Source organism: Streptomyces sp. NPDC050147 (assembly GCF_040660195.1).
Classification (GTDB): Bacteria; Actinomycetota; Actinomycetes; order Streptomycetales; family Streptomycetaceae; genus Streptomyces.
Genome location: NZ_JBFALJ010000023.1, coordinates 149,036 through 168,955, shown reverse-complemented (window position 1 = coordinate 168,955; position 19,920 = coordinate 149,036). Strand labels below are relative to the sequence as shown.

The 19,920-nt window shown below is 72.1% G+C and carries 15 protein-coding genes and 1 pseudogene; 7 read left to right on the top strand and 9 right to left on the bottom strand.

Annotated elements, in window-relative coordinates; translation table 11 throughout:
- Positions 1–478 (bottom strand): ATP-binding cassette domain-containing protein (locus AB0I94_RS30540; RefSeq protein ID WP_363312917.1); only part of this gene is annotated, 478 nt, incomplete at its 3' end.
- A 40-nt stretch (positions 479–518) separates the two neighbouring features.
- Positions 519–1,193 carry a DUF4097 family beta strand repeat-containing protein gene (locus tag AB0I94_RS30535; protein WP_363312916.1) on the bottom strand — a complete coding sequence of 225 codons (675 nt, stop codon included), beginning with the start codon at positions 1,191–1,193 and terminating at the stop codon, positions 519–521.
- Between the two features lie 251 nt (positions 1,194–1,444).
- On the opposite strand from AB0I94_RS30535, the gene AB0I94_RS30530 reads away from it, so the two are divergent.
- Positions 1,445–2,206 carry a helix-turn-helix domain-containing protein gene (locus AB0I94_RS30530; RefSeq protein WP_363312929.1) on the top strand — a complete coding sequence of 254 codons (762 nt, stop codon included), beginning with the start codon at positions 1,445–1,447 and terminating at the stop codon, positions 2,204–2,206.
- Positions 2,207–2,242: 36 nt separating this feature from the next.
- On the opposite strand, the gene AB0I94_RS30525 is transcribed toward AB0I94_RS30530, so the two are convergent.
- Complete coding sequence (locus tag AB0I94_RS30525) at positions 2,243–3,355, bottom strand: hypothetical protein (RefSeq protein WP_363312915.1); 1,113 nt, start codon at positions 3,353–3,355, stop codon at positions 2,243–2,245.
- A gap of 377 nt (positions 3,356–3,732) precedes the next feature.
- Between AB0I94_RS30525 and AB0I94_RS30520 the strand changes: the two genes are divergently transcribed.
- Positions 3,733–6,255, top strand: coding sequence for a helicase-associated domain-containing protein (locus AB0I94_RS30520; protein ID WP_363312914.1), 2,523 nt, complete (start codon positions 3,733–3,735; stop codon positions 6,253–6,255).
- A 128-nt stretch (positions 6,256–6,383) separates the two neighbouring features.
- Positions 6,384–8,063 (top strand): DNA repair helicase XPB, encoded by a 1,680-nt coding sequence (locus AB0I94_RS30515; protein WP_363312913.1) that lies wholly within the window; start codon positions 6,384–6,386, stop codon positions 8,061–8,063.
- On the opposite strand, the pseudogene AB0I94_RS30510 reads toward AB0I94_RS30515, so the two are convergent.
- A pseudogene (locus AB0I94_RS30510) lies at positions 8,047–9,063 on the bottom strand (glycosyltransferase 87 family protein); the annotation flags it as partial. The gene AB0I94_RS30515 and the pseudogene AB0I94_RS30510 sit on opposite strands and share 17 nt — an antisense overlap.
- 634 nt (positions 9,064–9,697) lie before the next feature.
- Here AB0I94_RS30510 and AB0I94_RS30505 point away from each other — a divergent pair.
- Positions 9,698–11,740: an ATP-binding domain-containing protein gene (locus tag AB0I94_RS30505; RefSeq protein WP_363312912.1), complete on the top strand. Its 2,043-nt coding sequence runs from the start codon at positions 9,698–9,700 to the stop codon at positions 11,738–11,740.
- A 40-nt stretch (positions 11,741–11,780) separates the two neighbouring features.
- On the opposite strand, the gene AB0I94_RS30500 is transcribed toward AB0I94_RS30505, so the two are convergent.
- From AB0I94_RS30500 to AB0I94_RS30485, 4 genes are all read right to left on the bottom strand, one after another.
- Positions 11,781–12,311 (bottom strand): DUF2165 domain-containing protein, encoded by a 531-nt coding sequence (locus AB0I94_RS30500; RefSeq protein ID WP_363312928.1) that lies wholly within the window; start codon positions 12,309–12,311, stop codon positions 11,781–11,783.
- Positions 12,312–12,414: 103 nt separating this feature from the next.
- Positions 12,415–13,104 carry a copper homeostasis protein CutC gene (locus AB0I94_RS30495; RefSeq protein ID WP_363312911.1) on the bottom strand — a complete coding sequence of 230 codons (690 nt, stop codon included), beginning with the start codon at positions 13,102–13,104 and terminating at the stop codon, positions 12,415–12,417.
- Positions 13,105–13,243: 139 nt separating this feature from the next.
- The gene (locus tag AB0I94_RS30490) at positions 13,244–15,514 is read right to left on the bottom strand and encodes a heavy metal translocating P-type ATPase (protein WP_363312910.1); all 2,271 of its coding nucleotides are present in this window, start codon (positions 15,512–15,514) and stop codon (positions 13,244–13,246) included.
- Between the two features lie 71 nt (positions 15,515–15,585).
- The gene (locus AB0I94_RS30485) at positions 15,586–15,807 is read right to left on the bottom strand and encodes a heavy-metal-associated domain-containing protein (RefSeq protein ID WP_363312909.1); all 222 of its coding nucleotides are present in this window, start codon (positions 15,805–15,807) and stop codon (positions 15,586–15,588) included.
- 195 nt (positions 15,808–16,002) lie between these two features.
- Between AB0I94_RS30485 and AB0I94_RS30480 the strand changes: the two genes are divergently transcribed.
- Entirely contained in the window at positions 16,003–17,022 is a 1,020-nt protein-coding gene (locus AB0I94_RS30480) for a hypothetical protein (RefSeq protein ID WP_363312908.1), read from the top strand.
- A gap of 217 nt (positions 17,023–17,239) precedes the next feature.
- On the opposite strand, the gene AB0I94_RS30475 is transcribed toward AB0I94_RS30480, so the two are convergent.
- Positions 17,240–17,914 (bottom strand): maleylpyruvate isomerase family mycothiol-dependent enzyme, encoded by a 675-nt coding sequence (locus tag AB0I94_RS30475; protein WP_363312907.1) that lies wholly within the window; start codon positions 17,912–17,914, stop codon positions 17,240–17,242.
- A gap of 92 nt (positions 17,915–18,006) precedes the next feature.
- Here AB0I94_RS30475 and AB0I94_RS30470 point away from each other — a divergent pair, with 92 nt between their 5' ends.
- Together AB0I94_RS30470 and AB0I94_RS30465 are read left to right on the top strand one after the other, a co-directional pair.
- The gene (locus AB0I94_RS30470) at positions 18,007–18,663 is read left to right on the top strand and encodes a hypothetical protein (RefSeq protein ID WP_363312906.1); all 657 of its coding nucleotides are present in this window, start codon (positions 18,007–18,009) and stop codon (positions 18,661–18,663) included.
- Between the two features lie 20 nt (positions 18,664–18,683).
- Positions 18,684–19,757, top strand: coding sequence for a GNAT family N-acetyltransferase (locus tag AB0I94_RS30465; protein ID WP_363312905.1), 1,074 nt, complete (start codon positions 18,684–18,686; stop codon positions 19,755–19,757).
- The last annotated feature ends 163 nt before the right edge of the window (positions 19,758–19,920 follow it).

The window sequence follows — 19,920 nt, the reverse complement described above, 5'->3', positions numbered from 1 at the left end:
GGAAGATGATGCGCGGGTCGCCGACCAGGGTCATGGCGATGTCCAGGCGGCGTTTCATGCCGCCGGAGTAGGTGGAGGCGGGCTTCTTGGCGGCTTCGGTGAGGTCGAAGCGTTCAAGGAGTTCGGTGGCGACCCTCCGGCCCTCGGCCTTGGGCAGGTGGTGCAGGTCGGCCATGAGGAGCATGTTCTCCTCGCCGGTGATCAGGCCGTCGACGGCGGAGAACTGTCCGGTGACGCCGATCGCGGCGCGGACCCCGTCCGGTGAGGTGGTGAGGTCGTGGCCGGCGACCTGGGCCTGCCCGCCGTCGGCGCGAATGAGGGTGGAGAGGATCTTCACGGCGGTGGTCTTGCCCGCACCGTTCGGCCCGAGCAGCGCGAACACCGACCCGGCCGGGACGGCGAAGTTGATGCCGTCGAGCACGGACTTGTCGCCGTAGGACTTGCGCAGCCCGTTCGCCGCGATGGCCAAGCTGGTCATGGTGGGTGCTCCTTTTGGACTGCGGGTCAGAGGCTGCGAGTCAGGCGCTGCGGGCGGTGATGTCGCCGTAGGCGGTGGTCGCGTGGATGTTCAGGCCCGCGGCGGCGCCTTCGGAGTTCTTGAGCGTGTTGTGGATCCGGCCGTAGGAGGTGCCGGCGTCCAGGGACGCGGAGACTCCGCGAGCGGCGCCGACCGAGATCTCGCCGGACTCGGTCCGCAGGGTGACCGTGCCGTGCACGGCCTCGGCGATGTGGAGATCGCCCTTCTGCGTGCTGATCTCCGCGGGGCCGCCGAGCCGGCCGACCGTGACGTCGCCCGCCATGAGGGAGAGGCGGGCGCTCGCGGTCTCGTCGAGCTTGACCGCGCCCTGCGCGCCCTCGAAGGCGACGTCGCCGAGCCGTCCCACTCCGCGGAAGTCGGCGGCGGCGGCCTTCGCCTCGACGTGGGAGCCGGAGGGCAACTGGACGGTCACCTCCACCGATCCGGAGCCGCTGCCGAGGATTCGGTTCTTCGCCGGTGCGGCCTCGATCCGCAGGACACCGTCGGCGTACTCGACCGTGGTCTTCTCGGCCGCCGCCACGTCGCGGCTGCTCGACGCGCTCGCGGGGCGGACCTCGACCGTGGTGTCGGTCCGGTCGGCGGCGATGAAGCGGATGTGGCCGGCGGGGATGTCGAGAACGGTGGAGATCGGGGCGGGGGTGTCGAAGTTCTGCATCGTGCTCTCCTCGGTTGGTCAGTGGCCGGTTGGCCTGTTGGCCGGTCGGCGTTTCCGACATGAGAAAAGCTACGTTGCGTTCACGATTCCGGCAACAGCTTCATTGCGTTGGAGACAGGAAATCCCAGGTCAAGGCTTAGTAATCGTTGCAACAGCCCTGAAAGTAATGCAACAGAAGCCATGCCATCGTTGCAATGGATTGGAAGTGAACGCTAAGATGAGGGCATCCGATGCGTACGAAGGAGATCGCGATGCCGGGCGGCAGACTCACCCAGCAGGAACGTCAGCAGATCGCGCTGGGGCTGGCCGACGGCCTCGCCTACGCGGAGATCGCCAGGGGCCTCGAACGTCCGACCTCCACGATCACGCGTGAGGTGCTGCGTAACGGCGGCCCCACCGGCTACCGCGCCGACCTGGCCCACCGCGCCACCGAACGCCGCACCCACCGCCGCAGGCAGGCAGCGCCCCGGGAGCCGGATGCGACCCCGCAGGCCCACGGGCGTGACGCCGAGGCCGTGCGCGAGTACGAGGAGACGCTCACCACCGTCTTCATGCAGTCGGGCATGCCCAAGATGATGGCCCGGGTGCATGCCGCCCTCTGCACCACCGACTCGGGCAGCCTCACCGCGTCCGAACTCGTCCAACGGTTGCAGGTCAGCCCGGCGTCCATCTCCAAGGCGATCACGTTCCTCGACAGCCAGGGCCTCATCCGCCGGGAACGCGACGAACGCCGCCGGGAGCGCTACGTCGTCGACGACGACATCTGGTATCAGTCGATGATCGCCAGCGCCCGCTCCACCGCCCAGGTCGTCGAGACCGCACGGCAGGGCGTAGGCGTCCTCGGGCCCGGCACCCCGGCGGCCACCCGGCTCGAGAACATCGCCCGCTTCCTCGACTTCGTCTCCGAGAGCCTCGCCCGCGCGGCGGACCAGGCCAGAGAGGTGCTTCATACGAAGCCGGAGGGGGCGGCGGGGGACGAGGCCGGGCAGACGAGTCCGGACGGCCGCGGCTGAACGTGGCCCGCGGTTGGCCCGCGGCTGATCAGCGGCCTACGGTCGTTGGCGCTGCGATCTCCACACCAGGTAGAGCGCGGAGGTGATGGCAGCGCCTCGTACGACCCACGGCCACGTCTCGGCCATCGCGTCGCTCATGTGGCCGTCGCGGATGGTGGCGCCCCAGCGGCCTTCGTTCCTGCCCCACAGCCAGGTGATCCCGGCAGCGACGGACAGACCCGGCAGGCCGAGTACGGCCCATTTCGCCTCGGCGCGGCTGAGTCTGCGCGAGGCGTAGGCGAGGAGCCAGCCGCCGCCCAGGGCCAGCCAGTTGCCGAGGATGGCGCCGACGGTGAGGAGGGCCGCGGCGAGCAGGAGGAGGGGGTTGGTGAAGCGGGGGCCCGCGGGGGCGACGGCCGCGGTGGCGGGCCGACGGATACGGAGGCGGCGACGCGGGCCGGGAGCGGCTTCGTCCGCTTCCTCCCAGTCCTCGGCGTCGTGCTCGGTGTCGTCCTCTGCGTCGTCCTCGCTCTCTGCTCCCTCTCCCTCCTTGTCCAGGCGCTTCTTCGGCGGAGGCTTGAGGATCTCCGGGATCTCTACGCCGCCGGTGAAGCCCGGGACAGTGTCGGCGAGGCCGAAGGGGGTGCTGTCCACTCGCCACCAGTCGGGCTCGGAGCCGGCGGCACCGAGCTCGTCCGTGCCCGCGAGGTGCGGCGGGGAGGGCCGGTCATCCTGGGGCGGCTCCGGTTCCTCCGCGGCAGGGCGGGGGCGGGGCACCACTCGGCGCAGACGCTTGGGGCGTTCCTTCGGCTGTCCGGTGCGCTGGGTGGGGACGGCGGGGCGGGGCTTGGCCGCCCTGGGCACGTCACGGTCATCGGCTTCGGCGGCGGTGGTGCGGGTGCCTGTGCCGCCGGTACGGGTGCCCGTGTCGCCGGTACGGGTGCCCGTGCCTGCTGCTTCGACCAGTTCCTCGGGGGAGCCGAGGCGGTCCAGGATGCGGCGTATCGCCGCCGGGTTGTCGGCGGAGGCCTTTGCCCGGCTGCGGTCGATCTCGTTCCGCAGATCGGAGACGAGGCGCATGCGGGTGCCGGACGGCAGTTGGTGCTGCTGGGCCAGGTCGCCGACGCGGCTCAGATAGTCGAAGACGAGCTGATCGCTCTCGATCCCCACGAAGTCCCCTCCGGGGCAGCGTCGTTGGCTGGCCGCCCGTTGTGCCCGGTAGGACGACGGTACCTTCTCCTGGCGTGGGCGCCTTGCCGTCTCCCCATCCTCGGGGCGGACTTCGTCCTCCCTGCGCCCCCTGCGGTCGGCTCTCGTCGAACAGGCCTTCCCCACCCACCCGCCCGATTGCCCCGCGTCCCCTTCTGGACGAACAAGCTCTCCCGCCCACCCGCCCGTTTGCCCCGCATCCGACTCTGGGCGAACACGCCTTCCCGCCCGCCCGCCCGATTGCCCCGCGTCCGACTCTGGATGAACACGCTCTCCCGCCCGATTGCCCCGTAGTCGGAACGCCCGGGGCCTGGTCCCGACCCGCTACCGTGAGCCTGATGAGCACCGACGAGCAGCCCCAGCGCCCAGCGGACACCCCCCGGTCCCTCGCCGAGGCGCTTCGCTCCCGTGATGACGCGTCCCTCGGCGCGCTGCTCCATGCCCGGCCCGACCTGCTCACGCCGGTCCCGAACGACCTCAGCCAGCTCGCCACCCGCGCGGCCACCCGCGCCTCCGTGGTCCGCGCCCTGGAGCGGCTCGACCGGTTCTGCCAGCAGGTCGCCGAGGCACTCGCCGTGGCTCCGGAACCGGCGACGTACGAAGAGCTGCACGCCCTTGTCGCCGGGGACGAAGGCGGTGACCCCACCGTCGACGCGGCGCTGCGCCGCGCCGTCGCCACCCTCCGCGAGCAGGCGCTCCTCTGGGGTGCCGACGACCGCCTCCGCCTGGTCCGCACGGCACGCGAACTCCTCGCCCCCGCCCCGCAGTACCCCTCCCCCACCGGCCTCGGCCCGACCGTCGCCGAGGCCACCGCGGGCATGTCGCCGAACCGCATGCAGGACATCGTCGCGGCGGCGGGCCTCCCCTCCACCCACGACGCCGTCTCCGCCGTCCGCTCGCTCACCGAGCTCTTCACGGACCGCACCCGGATGTCCGCGCTCCTCGACGAAGCCCCCGCCGAGTCCGTCGAGGTGCTTTCGCGGCTCGTCTGGGGCCCGCCGTACGGTCAGGTCACCGCCGATCCGGCCCGCCACCTGCGCTGGCTCCTGGACCGCGGCCTGCTGCTCCCGACCGCGCCCGGCACCGTCGTACTCCCCCGTGAGGCGGCCCTGCACCTGCGCGCGGGCCGCGCCCACCGGGTGCTCGAACCGGTCCCGCCCGCCGTCGAGGCGCTGCGCGAACACCGTCCACAGGTTGTGGACGCGGCGGCGGCCAGCCAGGCGTACATGGCGCTCGACACGATCGAGGAGCTCCTGAAGGACTGGGACGAGGGCGGTCCCACCGTGCTGCGCGCGGGCGGCCTCAGCGTGCGCGACCTGAAGCGCACGGCGGTCGCCCTCGACGTACCGGAGCCGGTGGCGGCGTTCTGGGTCGAACTGGCCTACGCGGCGGGCCTCGTGGCGTCGGACGGTGCGCCGGACGAGCGGTACGCGGCGACGCCCGCGTACGACGACTGGCAGGGGCTGCCCCCCGCCGAGCGCTGGTCGGTCCTCGCCACGGCCTGGCTGACGGCGACCCGCACGGCGGGCCTGATCGGCGGCCGTGACGGCAAGGACCGCACGCTGTCGGCGCTCGGCCCGCACCTGGACCGCTCCTCGGCGCCGGAGATCCGGCACCGGGTGCTCACGCTCCTCACCACGCTGCCGGACGGCGCGAGCCCGACCCCCGAGTCGATGCTGGCTCGCCTGCGGTGGGAGCACCCGCCGCGCGGCATCGCGACCGGCGGCACGTCTCCCGGCTCCTCCCCCAACAGCGCCGCACCCCTTGAGCTGCGCGCCCGCATCGCCCAGTGGACGCTGAGCGAGGCGGAGCTGCTCGGCGTCACGGGCCGCGGGGCGCTGTCCGCGCACGGGCGGGCGCTGCTCGGCTCCGAGAGCGAGGACGACCCCGTGGGGACGGCGGCCCCTCGCCCCTCCCCCGCCGAACTCGCCGCGTCCGGCGCACGAGCCGCCCGGCTCCTCGCGCCGCTGCTCCCCGAACCGCTCGACCACGTACTGCTGCAGGCCGACCTCACCGCCGTGGCCCCCGGCCCGCTGGAGCGGCCGCTCGCCGAGACCCTCTCCGTGCTCGCCGACGTCGAGTCGAAGGGCGGGGCGACCGTGTACCGGTTCACGCCCGGCTCCGTGCGGCGGGCGCTCGACGCGGGCAAGTCCGCGTCCGACCTGCACGCCTTCCTGGCCGCGCACGCGCGTACGCCGGTGCCGCAGCCCCTTGCGTACCTCATCGACGACGTGGCCCGTAAACACGGCCACCTGCGGATCGGCGCCGCGTCCGCGTACGTACGCTGCGACGACGAGGCCCTGCTGAACGAGATCCTCGCCGACAAGCGCTCCCAGGGCCTGCGTCTGCGCCGCCTGGCGCCGACCGTGCTCGCCGCGCAGGCCGACCCGGGGGCGCTCCTCGAAGGTCTGCGAGGGATGGGCTTCGCGCCCGCCGCGGAGAGCGCCGAGGGCGACGTACTGATCACCCGGGCCCACGCCCACCGCTCCCCGCCCCGCACCGCTCCCGAGCCGGTCCACGACGGGCCGCCGCTCGCCGACGCCACCCTGATCGGCGCGGCCGTACGCGCCATCCGCGCCGGCGACCTCGCCTCGACCGCGCCCCGCAAGGCGACCCCGGGGAAGGCCGGTGCGCTGCCCCGCACCACGGCCGCGGAGACCCTTGCCACGATGCAGGCCGCGGTCCTGACCGGCGAGGCGGTGTGGATCGGCTACGTCAACGCGGAGGGCTCGGCGAGCCAGCGGGTGATCGCCCCGATCCGGGTGGAGGGCGGCTTCGTCACGGCGTACGACCACACGGCGGACGAGGTGAAGACGTACCCCTTGCACCGGGTCACGGGCGTGGCGGAGCTCGCGGAGTGATCCCCGGCGGAGCTCGCGGAGTGATCCCCGGGCGCCCGGCCCCCGGCGCCCGGCTGTAGCCGACGTCACCTCTGTCATCCTTCGCGATGCGGCACACTGGACGTTTGGCTTACCGAAAGGGTGCGCGCGTGAATGGTCCCCTGATCGTCCAGTCGGACAAGACTCTCCTGCTTGAGGTCGACCACGAGCAGGCGGAGGCCTGCCGCCGTGTCATCGCGCCCTTCGCGGAGCTGGAGCGTGCTCCCGAGCACATCCACACCTACCGCGTGACGCCGCTCGGCCTGTGGAACGCCCGTGCCGCGGGGCACGACGCCGAGCAGGTCGTGGACGCGTTGGTGGAGTTCTCCCGCTATCCCGTGCCGCACGCGCTGCTCGTGGACATCGCCGAGACGATGGCGCGCTACGGCCGTCTCACCCTGTCGAAGCACCCCACGCACGGTCTCGTCCTGACCACCACCGACCGGCCGGTCCTGGAAGAGATCCTGCGGTCCAAGAAGGTGCAGCCCCTCGTCGGGGAGCGGCTGGACGGCGACACCGTCGTCGTACATCCCTCCGAGCGCGGTCAGATCAAGCAGACCCTCCTGAAGCTGGGCTGGCCTGCCGAGGACCTCGCCGGGTACGTCGACGGCGAGGCGCACCGGATCGAGCTCGCGGAGGACGGCTGGGCGCTGCGGCCGTACCAGAAGCAGGCGGTGGAGGGGTTCTGGCACGGCGGCAGTGGTGTGGTCGTGCTGCCTTGTGGCGCGGGCAAGACGCTGGTCGGGGCCGGTGCGATGGCCGAGGCCAAGGCGACGACCCTGATCCTGGTGACCAACACGGTCTCCGCCCGGCAGTGGAAGAGCGAGCTGATCAAGCGGACCTCCCTCACCGAGGAGGAGATCGGTGAGTACAGCGGGACGCGGAAAGAGATCCGGCCCGTCACCATCGCCACGTATCAGGTGCTGACCACGAAGCGGAAGGGCATCTACCCCCACCTGGAGCTGTTCGACTCCCGGGACTGGGGGCTCGTCATCTACGACGAGGTGCATCTGCTGCCCGCGCCCGTCTTCAAGTTCACCGCCGACCTCCAGGCGCGGCGCCGCCTCGGTCTCACCGCGACCCTCGTGCGGGAGGACGGCCGGGAGTCGGACGTCTTCTCGTTGATCGGCCCCAAGCGGTTCGACGCTCCGTGGAAGGAGATCGAGGCGCAGGGGTACATCGCGCCCGCGGACTGTGTCGAGGTGCGGGTCAATCTGACGGACGCGGAGCGGCTCGCGTACGCGACGGCCGAGGCCGAGGAGAAGTACCGCTTCTGCGCCACCACCGTCACGAAGCGGAAGGTGACGGAGGCGCTGGTGAGGAAGCACGCCGGTGAGCAGACTCTCGTCATCGGTCAGTACATCGACCAGTTGGACGAGCTGGGCGAGCACCTGGACGCGCCCGTCATCAAGGGCGAGACGACGAACGCTCAGCGCGAGAAGCTGTTCGGCGCGTTCCGGGAGGGCGAGATCTCCGTTCTCGTCGTCTCGAAGGTCGCCAACTTCTCGATCGACCTGCCCGAGGCTACGGTCGCGATCCAGGTGTCGGGGACGTTCGGCTCCCGGCAGGAGGAGGCACAGCGGCTCGGTCGTGTGCTGCGCCCGAAGGCCGACGGTCATGAGGCCCGCTTCTACTCCGTCGTGGCCCGGGACACCATCGACCAGGACTTCGCGGCGCATCGGCAGCGGTTCCTGGCCGAGCAGGGGTACGCGTACCGGATCGTGGACGCGGATGAACTGCTGGCCGACGACGTCGACAAGGCTGAGAAGGCCGATAACGCCGATAGCTGAGGACGGCTGCGGCGCCCAGAGCCAGGGCCAGCAGGGGGTAGGGCGACGCGAGTGGCTGCTGCCACTGGGGTAGTCGCAGGTCCAGGTCGCCCTGGTGCGGGATCAGCCACAGGGTGCGGGCCGTGAAGAGGGTCGCCACCGCCGCGGTCAGGCGGGGGCGGCCCTCTGCCGTGAGCAGGACCAGGAGCGGTACGCACCAGATCCAGTGGTGGGACCAGCTGATGGGGGAGACCAGGAGCGCGGTGGCGGCGGTGAGGAGTACGCCGCGGGGTTCGCTGGGTGTCCGGCTCGCGAGCCACAGGCCGGTGGCGACGGTGAGGGCGGCGGGGACGGCCCATACGAGGCCGGGGTGGGGGTCATGGGTGACGCGCGCGACGAGCCCCTGAAGCGACTGGTTGTCGACGATCCACGCCTTGCCCACCCGGCCGGTCTCGAAGAGCCGGCGGGTCCAGAAGTCGACGCTGGCGGCGGGCAGCACGAGCGCGCCGAGCGCGACGGTGCCGGTGAGGGCGGCCGTGGCGGTGAGGCCTTCGCGTACGCGCCCGGTGAGGAAGAGGTACGCGATGAAGACCGCCGGGGTGAGCTTGATCCCGGCGGCGATCCCGATGGCGAAGCCCTTGCCGAGTGAGCCCGGGGGCCTGGTCAGATCCCAGAGGATCAGGCAGGCGAGGGCGAGGTTGATCTGCCCGAAGAGGAGCGTCTGGAAGACGGGTTCGAGCCAGAGGGCGAGGGCGGTGGCGGTGAGGAGGGGGGCGAGGCGGGTGGGGAGGCCGGCGAGGCGGCACGAGAGGTGGATGAGGAGGGCGAGGAGGGCGATGTTTCCGGCGACGAAGGCGAGCTTGAGGGCGGGGAGGGGGAGCCAGGTGGTGGGTACGAACAGGATGGCGGCGAAGGGCGGGTAGGTGGCCGGGAGGTTCCACTCGGTGACGGTGAACCCGTAGAGATCGCTCCCGCTGACCACGGCTTCGCCTTCGGCCCGGTAGACGAGGGTGTCGGCCATGGGGATGTGCTGGATGAGGCAGAGGGTGGTGAGGGCGGTGAGGGAAACGAGGAGCAGGGCGGCGGGGGCGAGTGCGGACGCTTTGACGTAGCGTGACGCGACGCTCACCTTGAGTTCCCTCACGAGGGCTGACCCTAGTGGATCTCGCGGTCCCCCAGCCGTGGGGCGGGGCCGCGCCGGTATGTCCGTCCTCGCTATCGTCCGGTGGCCGAGGGGCTGCTTCGGCACCGGAGCGCCGCGAGCCGTGCTCCGGGCGGACAAACCGACACGTCCCCTCGCGTCTCGCCGCCGACTGCGGAACCCCCACCACTCCTCACACCACGGGGCGATCGGGCGGGTGGGCGGGAAAGGCTAATTCGTCCAGAGTCGGATGCGGGGCAAACGGGCGGGTGGGCGGGAAAAGCTTGTTCGTCCAGAGTCGGATACGGGGCAACGGGCGGGTGGGCGGGAAAGGCCTGTTCGGCCAGGTGAAGGCTGCGGGGTAACCGGGCGAGCAGGCCCCGGGAGGAAAAGCCGTGGCCCCGCCCCGCAGGGGCGGCATAAGGTGCCCGGTCTGCCCGCGTGCCTCGCGCCCGCCACCGCCCGGACGGCAACCGGCCGGCCCCAGACCCCGCACCCCCTGCCGGAGGCAACCGTGCCCGCCCACCCCGACCCACTGTCCCGAGAGCGGAACCACCTCGCCGCGTCCCGCTCGGCCCTCAGAGCCATGCGCGAGGACGCCGAAGCGCTGGACATCCGCGACGTCACCGCGAACTGGGTCAACGCCGCCGTGCTGCAGAGCCAGCTCGACGAGCGGATCAAGTCCCTCGCCGATCTCTCCCACACCCCGCTCTTCTTCGGGCGGCTCGACTATTTTCACGCTCCCGGCGCCGCACAGGCGGAAGGCGCCGAGGGCGAGCAGTTCTACATCGGGCGGCGCCACGTCCACGACGCCGACGGTGACCCCATGGTCATCGACTGGCGCGCCCCGGTCTCGCAGCCCTTCTACCGCGCCTCGAAGAAGGCGCCGATGGACATCGCCCTGCGGCGGCGGTTCGGCTACACGGGCGGGGACCTCACCGCGTACGAGGACGAGCACCTCAGCGACGCCGACGAGGCCGAGCGGACCAGCAAGCTGCTCCAGCAGGAGATCGAGCGGCCCCGTGTCGGCCCCATGCGCGACATCGTCGCCACGATCCAGCCCGAGCAGGACGAGATCGTACGCGGCGACCTGACCGGGTCCGTGTGCGTGCAGGGCGGACCCGGCACCGGCAAGACCGCCGTCGGCCTGCACCGTGTCGCCTATCTGCTCTACGCCCACCGGGAGCGCCTGGCGAGGACCGGGACCCTGGTGATCGGGCCGAACAAGTCCTTCCTGCATTACATCGAGCAAGTGTTGCCCGCGCTTGGCGAGTTGGAGGTCAAGCAGGCCACCGTCGATGATCTGGTCGCTCACGTGGAGGTGCGGGGGACGGATGAGGCCGCCGCTGCCGTCATCAAGGGCGATGCCCGCATGGCCGCCGTCCTGCGCAAGGCCCTGCGGTCGCACGTGACCATGCCCGGCGAACCCGTCGTCGTGGTGCGCGGATCCCGGCGGTGGCGCGTCCCCGCCCACGAACTGGAAGAGATCGTCGGGGAGTTGCTCGCCCGCGACATCCGGTACGGAGCTGCCCGTGACGCCCTGCCGCAGCGCATCGCCCACGCCGTCCTCGTACGGATGGAGCAGGCCGGCGAAGCCCCTGACGACCGTGTGCAGGACGCCGTGGCACGCAATGCCGCCGTGAAAGCCGTGGTCAAGGCCGTGTGGCCGCCCGTCGATCCCGCCAAGCTGGTGCTGCGGCTGCTCTCCGACGCCGATTTCCTCGCCGCGCACGCGGAAGGCATTCTCGATCAGGACGAGCAGAAGCTCATCCTGTGGGCCAAGCCCGCGCGGAGCCTCAAGGCAGCCAAGTGGTCGGCTGCCGACGCCGTGTTGATCGACGAGGCGAACGACCTCGTCGCTCGGACCCACTCCCTCGGGCATGTCGTCCTCGATGAGGCGCAGGACCTCTCCCCCATGCAGTACCGCGCCGTCGGGCGGCGCTGCACCACCGGGTCGGCCACCGTCCTCGGCGACCTCGCCCAGGGCACCACCCCCTGGGCTACCGAGAGTTGGGAGCAGGCCCTGGCGCATCTGGGGAAGGGGGACGCCGTGGTGGAGGAGCTCACCGCCGGGTTCCGTGTGCCGCGGGAGGTGATCGCGTTCGCCTCCCGGCTGCTTCCCTCCATCGCGCCCGGTCTCGCCGAGGTGAAGTCCGTTCGTGAGTCGGCCGGTTCGCTCGTGGTGCGGCGCGTGGCGGACCTGGACGCCGCCGCCGTCGAAGCCTGCGTCGAGTCGCTGCGGCGGGAGGGTTCCATCGGGCTCATCGCCGCCGACGCCCGCGTCCCCGCGCTCGCCGAAGCACTCGGCGCCGCCGGGATGACGTACCTCTCGCCCGGCGAGGAGACCACCCCCGACACCCGGCTCACCCTGGTGCCCGCCTCCCTCGCCAAGGGCCTGGAGTACGACTACGTGGTCCTGGACGAGCCCGCGGCCGTCGTCGACGGCGAACCCGACGAGCGGACGGGCCTGCGGCGGCTGTACGTCGCCCTGACCCGTGCCGTCTCGGGGCTCACCGTCGTGCACTCGGCCGCGCTGCCCGAGCAGCTCGCCCGCTAGGGCCCTGAGCCGTGTCCGCCCAGGCCACCCGGGCGGCGGGTCATGACGCGCCTCCCCTGGGTCCGTCCGCCGGGGCGCCGGCGGACGGCAGGTGCGTGACGACGAGCACGAGGCCCGCGAGCGTCACGATCCGTGTGGCGGCGTCCAGGCCGTTCCAGTCCGCCGACTGCCACATGGCGAACCATTCGCCGCCGATCCCGATGAAACCCGCCCCGAACAGGACGAGGACCATCAGCAGGCCGATCGTGCCCGCCCGTCGGGCCCGGCGCAGCCCCTGCGGGCGGCGCAGGGCCCCGGCCCACAGGGCCGTCGCCGCGAGGAGGACCAGTGCGGCCAGGGTCTCCCAGACGATGATCCCTACGTACGCGGCGTCCTGTAGCGCGGTGGATTCCACCGCGCGCCACATCAGGTCGTCGTCCTTGAAGGTGGTGTCCATCGCCAGGACATGGCGTACGAACTGCTGGTTGGTTCCGAAGTCGGTGATGTTCCCGAACGCGACGAGCGTGATGTAGAGCGCCACTGTCCCGGTGAGCAGTGTGGCGGCCACGGGCAGCGCCCCGGCCGCGAGCATGCGCTCCGCGGGACGCGATGTGTCTGCTGGTTTCGGCATGAAGTTCCCTCCCTGTCCGCCCAGTTGTATCGCGTCCCGCGGGTGAGCCGCGCGTGTGGGGTGATCAGGCGTCCAGCGCCTCGCGCCATGTGCGGACCGCGTCCGCCGACACGGGGGCCGACCAGCCGTCCGGGCGCGACGCCCCGCCGATGTGGAACGCGTCGACGCCCGCCGCCTTGAGCCGCGGCAGGTGGTCGAGGCGGAGGCCGCCGCCGATCAGGATCCGCTGCTCGTACCCCTGTTCGCCGGACCGCGCCGCCTCGTCGAGCAGTGTGGTCATGCCGTCGTCGACGCCCGTCGCCGCGCCCGCGGTGAGGTAGGTGTCGAGGCCGGGCAGGTCCGCGAGCTGCTTGCGCAGGGAGTCGCGGTCGGGGGCCCGGTCGATGGCACGGTGGAACGTCCAGCGGCAGCCGTCGAGCGCGCCCACCACGGCTTCCACCGCGGGCAGGTCGGGGCCGCCCGTCTCGTCCAGGAAGCCCAGGACGAATTCTTCGGCGCCGGCGCTCCTGAGCTCGCGCGCGCGGCGTACGAGGGTGTCGACGTCGCACGCTTCGAAGCCGTCCGCGAGGCGCAGCATCACGCGCAGGGAGATGTCCACGGCGGCGCGGATCTCGGCAAAGGTCTCGCAGGACGGGGTCAGGCCGTCCGCGGCCATGTCGGTGACCAGCTCGAGGCGGTCCGCGCCTCCGGCCTGGGCGGCGACGGCGTCCTCGGCGTCGAGGGCGATCACCTCCAGGACTGCACGCTTGCTCATGGATGTCTTCCTTCGGGTCCGGGGCCGCCGCCCACATAGGTCTAGTCCAATCACCCAGCCTACGCGCAGATCACCCCGGTGCGACCCAAGCGCACCGGGGTGATCGTAAAGACATGTACACGTCGATCTTGTCAGGAGTTCAGCTGAGCGGCCTGAACCCCCTCAGCCGCAGGCTGTTGCCGACCACGAAGACCGAGGAGAACGCCATCGCGGCGCCCGCAATCATCGGGTTCAGGAGGCCCGCGGCGGCCAGCGGCAGGGCGCCCACGTTGTAGGCGAAGGCCCAGAACAGGTTCGATTTGATGGTGCCGAGGGTGCGGCGGGAGAGGCGGATGGCGTCCGCCGCCGCGCGCAGGTCCCCCCGTACGAGGGTCAGGTCGCCCGCCTCGATCGCGGCGTCCGTGCCCGTGCCCATCGCCAGGCCCAGGTCGGCCTGGGCGAGGGCCGCCGCGTCGTTCACACCGTCGCCGACCATCGCCACGCTCCGGCCCTCCGCCTGGAGCCGCTTGACCACGTCCACCTTGTCCTGCGGCATGACCTCCGCGATCACGTCCTCGGGCGCGATGCCCACCTCGGCGGCCACCGACGCCGCGACCGCCTTGTTGTCTCCGGTGAGCAGGATGGGCGTGAGGCCCAGGGCGCGGAAGCGGCGGATGGCTTCGGGGCTCGTCTCCTTCACCGCGTCCGCCACTTCGAGGACCGCCCGCGCCTCGCCGTCCCAGGCGACCGCGATGGCCGTCCGCCCCGCCGCCTCGGCCTGCGCCTTCGCCCGCTCCAGCTCCACCGGCAGGCGGATCGCCCAGTCGGCGAGGAGCGCCTCGCGGCCCACCAGGACCGCGTGGCCCTCGACGATGCCCTGGACGCCGAGACCCGCCACGTTCGCGAAGTCCTCGGGAGTGGGCAGCTCACCCACGCGCTCGGTCGCGCCGGTGGCCACCGCCTGGGCGATGGGGTGCTCCGAGGAGTGCTCCAACGCCCCCGCGAGACGCAGGACTTCGTCCTCGGCCGCGCCCTGAGCGACATGCGTGGCGAGCAGGGTCATCTTGCCGGTGGTGACGGTGCCGGTCTTGTCCAGGACGATCGTGTCGACCTTGCGGGTCGTCTCCAGGACCTCCGGGCCCTTGATCAGGATGCCGAGCTGGGCGCCGCGTCCGGTGCCGACCATGAGGGCGGTCGGCGTCGCGAGCCCCAGGGCGCAGGGGCAGGCGATGATCAGCACGGCGACCGCGGCGGTGAAGGCCGCCGTCAGACCGGAGCCGTTGCCGAGCCAGAAGCCGAGGGTGGCGACGGCCAGGGCGATGACGACCGGCACGAAGACCGCCGAGATCTTGTCGGCGAGGCGCTGGGCCGCCGCCTTTCCGTTCTGCGCGTCCTCCACCAGCTTGGCCATGCGGGCGAGTTGGGTGTCCCCGCCGACGCGGGTGGCCTCGACGACCAGGCGTCCGCCGACGTTGAGGGTGGCGCCGGTGACGGAGTCGCCCTTGGCGACCTCGACCGGCACGGACTCGCCGGTGAGCATGGAGGCGTCGACGGCGGACGCGCCCTCGACGACCTTGCCGTCGGTGGCGATCTTCTCGCCGGGCCGGACGAGGAAACGGTCGCCGACCGCCAGGTCCCTCACGGGGATGGTCTCTTCGCGCCCGCCGGCACGGATGACGGTGACGTCCTTGGCGCCGAGCTGGAGCAGCGCCTTCAGGGCGGCGCCCGCCTTGCGCTTGGAGCGGGCCTCGAAGTACCGCCCGGCCAGGATGAAGGCGGTGACGCCCGCCGCGGCCTCCAGGTAGATGTTCCCGGCACCGTCCGTGCGGGAGATGGTCAGCTCGAAGGGGTGCGTCATGCCGGGCGTACCGGCCGTCCCGAAGAAGAGCGCCCACAGCGACCAGAGGAACGCGGCCGACGTGCCGACCGAGATCAGCGTGTCCATCGTCGCCGCGCCGTGCCGCGCGTTCGTGTACGCGGCCTTGTGGAAGGGCCAGGCCGCGTACGTCACGACCGGCGCCGCCAGCGTCAGGGAGAGCCACTGCCAGTACTCGAACTGCAGCGCCGGGATCATCGCCATCGCGACGACGGGCAGGGAGAGCAGGACGGCCGTGACCAACCGCTCGCGCAGCGGCCGCAGTTCGTCGTCCGCCCGCCGCTGATCGTCGTCCGCGTCGGGTTCCGTACGGGCCGGGGCGGGCTCCTGCGCGGTGTAGCCGGTGGCTTCGACGGTGGCAATCAGGTCTTGTACGGCGATGGACTCGCCGCGGTAGCTGACCTTGGCCTTCTCGGTGGAGTAGTTGACGGTCGCCTCCACGCCGTCCATGCGGTTGAGCTTCTTCTCGATCCGGGCGGCGCACGAGGCGCAGGTCATGCCACCGATGGCGAGTTCTACTTCTGCCACCTCGGTGGTGCCGGGTGTGGTGGACATGTCTGCGGGCTCCTCGTGACGGGGGCGGACTTACGGAGGGGGCGGGGTTACGCGGGGAGGGTGCGGGCGGGTCAGACGCGGCCGACGTAGTCGTATCCGGCGTCCTCGACGGTCTCCGCGATCCGCGCGTCGTCGGGCTCGGCCTCGGTGGTGACGGTGACGTGGCCGGTGCCGTCGGCGGGGACGTGCACGGCGGTGACGCCGCCGAGTGCGCCGAGTACGTCGCTGACGACTCCCCTGCAGTGCGCGCTGTGCACGCCGTCGACCTTGTAGGTGGTGGTGTACGCGGACATGAGCGCCTCCTGCGCCTTGCGGCCTGGGTACCCGGGGCGGGTACCCTCGACTCGACTACCTTTATACCCCTGGGGGGTATCGAACGCAAGAGCCGACCCTGGGTTGACTTTATACCCCTGGGGGGTACCGTCGGGACATGAAGGGCGGTCGCCACCCGGTCCGCGCCCTCACTCCACCCTTCTCTTGGAGCCGTCATGAACACCGGAATGAAGATCACCGCTTTCGCCGCGGCCGTTGCCGCGACCTTCGGCACCGCGTACGGAGTGGGCCAGGGCGTCGACCCCGTGACCGCGGAGAAGAAGCCCGCGAGCGAGCACGGCGGGCACACGGGCGAACCCGGGAAGGAAAAGCCGGGGGGTTCCGACTCCGCCGCCGCGGGCGCCGCGGAGACCGTGCCGGGCGGCCTGCAGATCTCCGAGCGCGGCTACACCCTGGACCTGGAGACCTCCCGCATCGACGCCGGGAAGCGCGAGGAGCTGCGGTTCTCGGTCGTCAAGGACGGCGCAGGCAAGGACGGCCACGGCAAGGACGGCGCAGGGAAGGACGGCCGGGGCGAGAACGTCACGGCGTACGAGGAGGAGCACGGCAAGGAGCTGCACCTCATCGTCGCCTCACGTGACCTGACGACCTACCGCCACCTGCACCCGGACCGAGCGGCGGACGGCACCTGGTCGACGCCGGTCGAGCTTCCGGAGGCGGGCGGCTACCGCGTCTTCGCCGACTTCAAGCCCGCGGGCGCGAAGGAGGGCCTGACGCTGGGCGCGGACCTCGCGGTGGCGGGGGCGCACGAGCCGAAGGCGCTGCCCGAGCCCAACAGGAAGGGGACCGTCGACGGCTACGAGGTCAGCCTCAAGGGCGAGTTGAAGCCCGGGAAGGCGGCGGACGTGACCCTGGACGTGGAGAAGAACGGCAAGCCCGTGACCGACCTCCAGCCCTACCTCGGCTCGTACGGACACCTGGTCGCCCTGCGCTCGGGGGACCTCGCCTACCTCCACGTGCACCCCACCGGCGAGCCCGGCGACGGCAGGACGAAGCCGGGCCCCGGCGTCTCCTTCGCCGCGACCGCTCCGAGCGGGGGCGCTTACCGGCTGTTCCTCGACTTCAAGCACGAGGGGAAGGTGCGGACGGCGGCGTTCACCGTCCACGCCGGTGCCAGCGCTGGCGGCGGGGGCGGGGAGGCTCCCGAGCCGGCCGGCTCGGGGCACGGGCACTGAGCCCTGCGGGCCGCGGCGGTTTGTCGACTGCGGGTGCGTGGCGGTTGCTCGCGCAGTTCCCCGCGCCCCTGAAAACCGCCCCGCGCCTCCGCCACCTCCACACCACGCACCCGCAGGTACAGCAGGCGCACGCCACCTGCGGGTGCGTCGTGGCTGATCGCGCCGTTCCCCGCGCCCCTAAAACCCAACCCCGCCCCTTCAGGGCGGTCCCTGCTGGTCAGGAGAAGATCGTGGCGAGTTCGTGTTCCTTGGCTCCCGCCAGTTCGTATCTCGTCCCCGTCAGCGGGCGGCCCGTGTAGAGGCGGATCAGGGTGGGGGCGTCGCCGATGTAGCGGGCCGGGGGGTTGGTGCCGTCGGGCGTGCCCAGGAGCAGGGGTTCGTCCCGGCCGTCGATGTCCGCGTGCAGCGGCACCGCTTCGACCACCCTGCTGCGCTCCGCCAGCAGCAGCAGCGCGTCCGGTAGCCCCGCGCCGCCGTACGCACCCGGCAGACCCCACGCCTCGCGGACATCGCCCGCGTGGACCCACTCGCCGAGCGCGACCCCGTCGAGGAGGCCCTTGGCCTTCGCGATGAACGGGCCCGCCTCCGTCATCCCGCGCTCAAGCTCGTCCACCACACGGGAGTTGGACCAGTCGGCACGCTCGGCGATGTCACGGTCATTGCTCTCCGGCGAGTACACGCCCTTCTCGAAGCGGCTCTCGACCACCCGCATCAGCGCGGAGCCGCAATGCGCGAGCACATGGCGCACCGTCCAGCCCGGACAGCAGGTCCGGATGGAGTACGCGGCGTCGTCGGCGTCCCTCAACAGCGGTATCAAGGCATCGCGTTCGGTGAGCAGGAGGCGCCCGGGGCGCTCGGCGTCGTACGTCTCGTCAGTCCTCGTCGTCGTCATGACGGCAGCCAACCGCTTCCCTGCCGGACATGGCAACGGGTCGGCCCGACTCCTGTACCACCGGGGGGTACGTGTGCGTTTAGGGTCGCCCCATGCCCGACGACCACAAGGAACACGACCACAAGGAACTCCGCGCCCGCTGGCACGCGACCCTGCTCCGCGCGAGCGGGAAGACCCCGGACCCCGCCCCCTACGCGGACAACCTGCTCACGCGCTGGGACGAGCCGCAGCGGCGCTATCACACCACCGCCCACCTCACGGCGGTCCTGGACCACATCGACGTACTGGAAGAGCACGCCGAGGAGCCCGACCTCGTACGGCTCGCGGCGTGGTTCCACGACGCGGTGTACGCGCCGGACCGCTCGGAGAACGAGGAGCGCAGCGCCCGCCTCGCCGAACGCGCCCTGCCCGAGGCGGGGTTGACCGAGGCGCAGACCGCCGAGGTGGCCCGCCTCGTCCGGCTCACCGTCACCCACGATCCCGCCGACGGCGACCACAACGGCGAGACGCTGTGCGACGCCGACCTGGCGATCCTGGCCGCCGCCCCCGACGCCTACGCCGCGTACGCCGCCGCCGTCCGCGAGGAGTACGCCTTCGTGCCGGACGAGGACTTCCGCGCGGGCCGGGCCGCCGTTCTGCGGCAGCTCCTCGCGCTGCCGCGGCTGTTCCGCACGCCGTACGGAGCGGCCGAGTGGGAGGGCCCGGCGCGCGCGAACCTGGCGACGGAAATGGAGCTGCTCGACTCCTGAGGCTCCCGTACGCTCGGCGCATGCTTTCCATGGGCGGGGACCAGGTCGAGGAAGCCGCGGCGCACGCGGCGAAGGTGCTGCGCGCGGGGGCGGGGCTCGACTGGAGCGCGCGGGCGGGGGGTCTCGACTGGAGCTGCCTGGAGACGGCCGAGCACATCGCGGGCGTTCTCGTCGCGTACGCGGGGCAGCTGACGGGCCGGGCGACCGACACGTGGGTCCCCTTCGAGGTGGCCTTCGACGAGGGTTCGGGCCCCGCGGACGCGATCAGCGTCATCGAGTCGACCAGCGGTCTGCTCTCGGCGGTGGTGCGCACCACGTCCCCAGGGGTGCGGGCCTACCACCCGTATCCGTACGGGAGCGCGGACGCGACAGGCTTCGCGGCGATGGGCACGGCGGAGCTGCTCCTGCACACGCACGACATCGGGCAGGCGCTCGGCGTGGACACGGAGCCGCCTGCCGCGCTCTGCGAGGCGGTGCTCGCGTGGCTCTTCCCGCAGGTCATGCCCGCGCGCACGTCCGACGAGCACTGGGCGACGCTGCTCTGGGCCACGGGCCGCGGTTCCCTGGCGGGGCGCCCGCGCCGCTCCGCGTGGCGCTGGCACAACGCCCTGTCGATCCCGGCCGGCCCGGTCACGTTGCGGGAGGTCTCGCCCGCGGCTGCGGCGGATCTCGCCGCGGGCGGCACGGGGGGTCTCACGTGGATCGAGGGCGGGCCCTTCGACGGGACGCGCAGGGCCGCGGAGGGCGTCACGAAGGCGTACGCCTCCGGGGTCCACCGGCCCGAGTGGGGCATGTTCGCGCTGGTGCGGGTGGAGGACGAGGTGGCTGTCGGCGGCATGGGCTTCCACGGCCCGCCGGACGAGGAAGGCGTGGCGGAGGTCGGCTACGACCTGGCGGTCGGCGCGCGAGGCCGGGGTTACGCCACGGAGGCGTTGCGAGCACTCTCCGCCTGGGCCCTGGCCCGCCCCGGCGTCGCGGCCCTCCTCGCCGTGATCGACCACGACAACGCGCCCTCCCAGGCGGTGGTCACCAGGGCGGGCTACATCCGCGCCTCGGACCGCGAAAACACCCGGTCCTACCTGCGCCGCCCGTAACCGCTCTCGCCCCCCGGCAGCGCGGAAATCACGAGGACCCCCGCACCGTTAGCCCCCTTAGCCCCATAGCCCCTTAGCCCCTTAGCCCCCCGCAGGGAATGCCAGCAGCCGCCCCAGCGTTGGCGACTGTTATGCCGACCCCTGATCCAAAGGCCCCCAGGCC

What these genes read in the sequence shown, in the direction of transcription:
- AB0I94_RS30535 (WP_363312916.1), bottom strand. Translation starts at nt 1,193, where the DNA reads ATGCAGAACTTCGACACCCCCGCCCCGATCTCCACCGTTCTCGACATC.
- AB0I94_RS30530 (WP_363312929.1), top strand. Translation starts at nt 1,445, where the DNA reads ATGCCGGGCGGCAGACTCACCCAGCAGGAACGTCAGCAGATCGCGCTG.
- AB0I94_RS30520 (WP_363312914.1), top strand. Translation starts at nt 3,733, where the DNA reads ATGAGCACCGACGAGCAGCCCCAGCGCCCAGCGGACACCCCCCGGTCC.
- AB0I94_RS30500 (WP_363312928.1), bottom strand. Translation starts at nt 12,311, where the DNA reads ATGCTCGCGGCCGGGGCGCTGCCCGTGGCCGCCACACTGCTCACCGGG.
- AB0I94_RS30495 (WP_363312911.1), bottom strand. Translation starts at nt 13,104, where the DNA reads ATGAGCAAGCGTGCAGTCCTGGAGGTGATCGCCCTCGACGCCGAGGAC.
- AB0I94_RS30490 (WP_363312910.1), bottom strand. Translation starts at nt 15,514, where the DNA reads ATGTCCACCACACCCGGCACCACCGAGGTGGCAGAAGTAGAACTCGCC.
- AB0I94_RS30485 (WP_363312909.1), bottom strand. Translation starts at nt 15,807, where the DNA reads ATGTCCGCGTACACCACCACCTACAAGGTCGACGGCGTGCACAGCGCG.
- AB0I94_RS30480 (WP_363312908.1), top strand. Translation starts at nt 16,003, where the DNA reads ATGAACACCGGAATGAAGATCACCGCTTTCGCCGCGGCCGTTGCCGCG.
- AB0I94_RS30475 (WP_363312907.1), bottom strand. Translation starts at nt 17,914, where the DNA reads ATGACGACGACGAGGACTGACGAGACGTACGACGCCGAGCGCCCCGGG.
- AB0I94_RS30470 (WP_363312906.1), top strand. Translation starts at nt 18,007, where the DNA reads ATGCCCGACGACCACAAGGAACACGACCACAAGGAACTCCGCGCCCGC.
- AB0I94_RS30465 (WP_363312905.1), top strand. Translation starts at nt 18,684, where the DNA reads ATGCTTTCCATGGGCGGGGACCAGGTCGAGGAAGCCGCGGCGCACGCG.